The following is a 3,237-nucleotide window of genomic DNA, read 5'->3' as shown; positions in this document are numbered from 1 at the left end:
GAAGCAGGGGGACAAGGGGATAAGGGGAATTTTTATCTTCTCTTCTGCCTTCTGCCTTCTGCCTTCTGCCTTCTGCCTTCTGCCTTTCCCCAAATCACCATTTCAACAAATTAAACGCCTCCATATCCACCGTATCGCGGTTGCGGTAGATAGCTAAGACAATTGCCAAACCTACAGCTGCTTCTGCGGCGGCGACAGTAATTACAAATACGGTAAACACCTGTCCTTTAATTGCTTGGGAATCTAAAAAATTAGAAAAACCCATCAAGTTCAGATTTACGGCATTGAGCATTAGTTCGATCGACATTAGCACCCGCACAGCATTGCGGCTAGTAATCAATCCGTAAATTCCAACACAGAAAAGAGCCGCTGCTAGTAGCAGAAAATATTGTAATTGTAATTGCATGAATCCTGAAATTCCCACTCAAAAATTAAGCCTTTTTATCACTACCTGCGATTAACAATTCCTTTGGTCTTTCCGGTAAAGTTAAAGCAGGTTGTTGAGGTTTTTCTGGAGATATTGTTTGCTCTGGTAAGTACTCCCGACGAGCCAAAATAATTGCTCCTATCATTGCGATTAACAACAACACAGAAGCCAATTCAAAAGGTAACAAATAGTCAGTGAAAAAATGCTCTCCAATGGTGACAATAGAAGATTGAGCAGGGACAGCACCCACTACCTTTGTTGTAGACCAAGGAGTTGCCAATACCATTGTTCCCAGCAACACAAACAACCCAGCACAAACTAAAGCTGTTGCTCCTTGGCGTACCCAAGCATTGGGAAGCGGTGCAAAATCTTGCCTTTTATTTACCAACATAATGGCAAACAAAATCAACACATTCACCGCTCCCACATAAATTAGAATTTGTGCAGCTGCCACAAAATCAGCATTCAGCAAAATGTATAGTCCGGCGATGCTAATAAATACACCACCCAGCAAAAAAGCTGAATAGACAATATTAGCCAACAGCACTACTCCCAGTGCTGCACCAATCATCATTAATGACAGCAGTCCAAAAGAAACAATTTGAACTCCTTCTGCTAGATTCACAGTGTTTTGTCCTTTAATAACGTTAATTCAGGGATTGGGTACTGGGGACTGGGTACTGGGAACAGGAGATAGGGAGGTAGGGAGGTAGGGAGGTGGGGGAATTTTAGATGTAGTTAAATTATTTCCCCCATCTCCCTATCTCCCCATCTCCCCATTTCCCCATTTCCCCAGTCTCTATTTTTCTGTTTGTTGAAGAATCTCTTCTGGTAGTTTACCAGCACCGCGAGTTCCTGGTGGCAAATCGTGGGGGTCGATGACACCTTTTGGCAGGTAAACAAATTCGCGTAAAGGTGTGACCATTGGATCGTTTGTCACTTTATAAGGTAAGCGACCCAAAGCCACGTTATCGTAGTTTAGCTCGTGGCGATCGTAAGTCGAAAGCTCATAATCTTCTGTCATTGACAAACAATTTGTTGGACAATATTCCACACAATTGCCACAGAAAATACAAACTCCGAAATCAATACTGTAGTGTTTGAGTTGTTTCTTCTTGGTTTCTTTGTTGAATTCCCAATCTACTACGGGTAAATTAATTGGGCAAACCCGTACACAAACTTCGCACGCGATACACTTATCAAATTCAAAGTGAATTCGACCCCGAAACCGTTCCGAAGGAATCAATTTTTCGTAAGGGTATTGTACCGTAATGGGACGGCGACGCATGTGGTCAAAAGTTACAGACAAACCTTGACCAATGTATTTAGCAGCTTGAACTGCCTCTTTCGCGTAATCTCCAACCTGTTTGAGGAACTTCATAATTTTTTGTCATTCGTCAGTTTGTTTCTTGTGATTAGTCATTTTTGGATTGCCAATTTTAGATTTTCAGGTTGTTCAGCAAATCTAAAATCTAAAATCTAAAATTCAATGACCAATGACTACCCGCCAAACGCAACTGGAAATGCTAACTTCAAAGCTGCCGTTAATAGCAAGTTTGCTAAACCAACGGGTAGTAAAAACTTCCATCCTAAATTTAGCAATTGATCGATTCTGACGCGAGGTACTGTCCAGCGTACTAAAACTGCTAAAAAGACGAGGAAGTAAGCTTTGAGTACGGTCATACCGATGCCCAAAGAAGCGGTGATAATTTGTAACCAGGAATTAGTTTCGCTGACTCCAATCCAACTGGCTAATTTTTCAATGGGAACCGGGAAATTCCATCCTCCCAAATATAGAACAGCGAAGATTAAAGCAGAGAGAACTAAGTTAACGTAAGAACCAAGATAAAAGAGGGCAAATTTCATCCCCGAATATTCGGTTTGATAACCTGCAACTAATTCTTCTTCTGCTTCGGGAAGGTCAAAAGGCAACCGTTCGCATTCTGCTAAAGCGCAAATCCAAAAGATTAGGAAACCTAAAGGTTGTCGCCAGATATTCCAGCTGAAAATTCCTAAACTAGATTGTTGGTCTACAATGTCGATCGTACTGAGGCTATTCGACATCATCGCCACCGCAATCACCGACAAAGACAAAGGAATTTCATAACTAATTGATTGTGCCGCTGCTCTTAAGCCGCCCAGTAGCGAATACTTATTATTAGAGGCATAACCTGACATCAGCAGACCAATCGGAGCAATACTGGAAAAGGCAATCCACAGAAATACACCCATCCCAATGTCTGTAATCACCAAATTTTGTCCAAATGGCACAATTAAATAAGACAAAAATACTGGGATAACGACGAGAATTGGCCCCAGAGTGAACAAAATGCCATCTGTCTTAGCCGGAACTGTATCTTCTTTAAAAACCAGCTTAATTCCATCTGCTACGGGCGCTAATACGCCAAATGGCCCCATATACTCAGGGCCAATCCGTTGTTGAGCAGCAGCAGAAATCTTCCGTTCTAGCCAAACGGTAACTAGCACTCCTACCGTTGCACCAATAATCATTAAAAACATCGGTAGGGGAAGCCATAAGGCTTTAGCTGCTCCCGATGGGATGCCAAAGTCCGTGAGAGACTTAATAAAAATGCCTTGCAGGTCTATTCCTGAGTTCATGTTTGTCGATATTTTTCGTGACCTCGCCCAAACTCTGTTTATGAGTTTGTGAAGATTTTTTTAGGACTTCTCTGCATAGTATATCGTTGCAGGGACTACAGACCTGCACAGTTAATCACTATTTCTACTTATGATCACCCCTGAGATTGACTAATGACGACTGAGGGAGAGGTGGGGGGATGGGGAGGTAG

General features: G+C 42.3%; 4 protein-coding genes. All 4 read right to left on the bottom strand.

Going from position 1 to position 3,237, the window contains the following annotated elements; genetic code table 11:
- Window positions 1–94 precede the first annotated feature (94 nt).
- The gene (gene nuoK, locus IQ264_RS31965; protein WP_193986703.1) at window positions 95–406 is read right to left on the bottom strand and encodes an NADH-quinone oxidoreductase subunit NuoK; all 312 of its coding nucleotides are present in this window, start codon (window positions 404–406) and stop codon (window positions 95–97) included.
- Window positions 407–431: 25 nt separating this feature from the next.
- The gene (locus tag IQ264_RS31960) at window positions 432–1,052 is read right to left on the bottom strand and encodes an NADH-quinone oxidoreductase subunit J (protein WP_193986700.1); all 621 of its coding nucleotides are present in this window, start codon (window positions 1,050–1,052) and stop codon (window positions 432–434) included.
- 174 nt (window positions 1,053–1,226) lie between these two features.
- Window positions 1,227–1,808, bottom strand: a complete 582-nt coding sequence (gene ndhI / locus IQ264_RS31955; RefSeq protein ID WP_193986698.1) for an NAD(P)H-quinone oxidoreductase subunit I — start codon at window positions 1,806–1,808, stop codon at window positions 1,227–1,229.
- Between the two features lie 119 nt (window positions 1,809–1,927).
- On the bottom strand, window positions 1,928–3,046 hold the full coding sequence (gene nuoH, locus IQ264_RS31950; RefSeq protein WP_193986696.1) for an NADH-quinone oxidoreductase subunit NuoH: 1,119 nt from the start codon (window positions 3,044–3,046) through the stop codon (window positions 1,928–1,930).
- Window positions 3,047–3,237 lie beyond the last annotated feature (191 nt).

This window comes from [Phormidium] sp. LEGE 05292, from assembly GCF_015207735.1.
Taxonomy (GTDB): domain Bacteria; phylum Cyanobacteriota; class Cyanobacteriia; order Cyanobacteriales; family Aerosakkonemataceae; genus Floridanema.
This window is presented reverse-complemented; position numbering and strand designations above follow the sequence as displayed.

Bases quoted from the DNA above. Each gene is read 5' to 3' on its own strand.
- nuoK (WP_193986703.1), bottom strand. From the start codon at position 406: ATGCAATTACAATTACAATATTTTCTGCTACTAGCAGCGGCTCTTTTC.
- ndhI (WP_193986698.1), bottom strand. From the start codon at position 1,808: ATGAAGTTCCTCAAACAGGTTGGAGATTACGCGAAAGAGGCAGTTCAA.
- nuoH (WP_193986696.1), bottom strand. From the start codon at position 3,046: ATGAACTCAGGAATAGACCTGCAAGGCATTTTTATTAAGTCTCTCACG.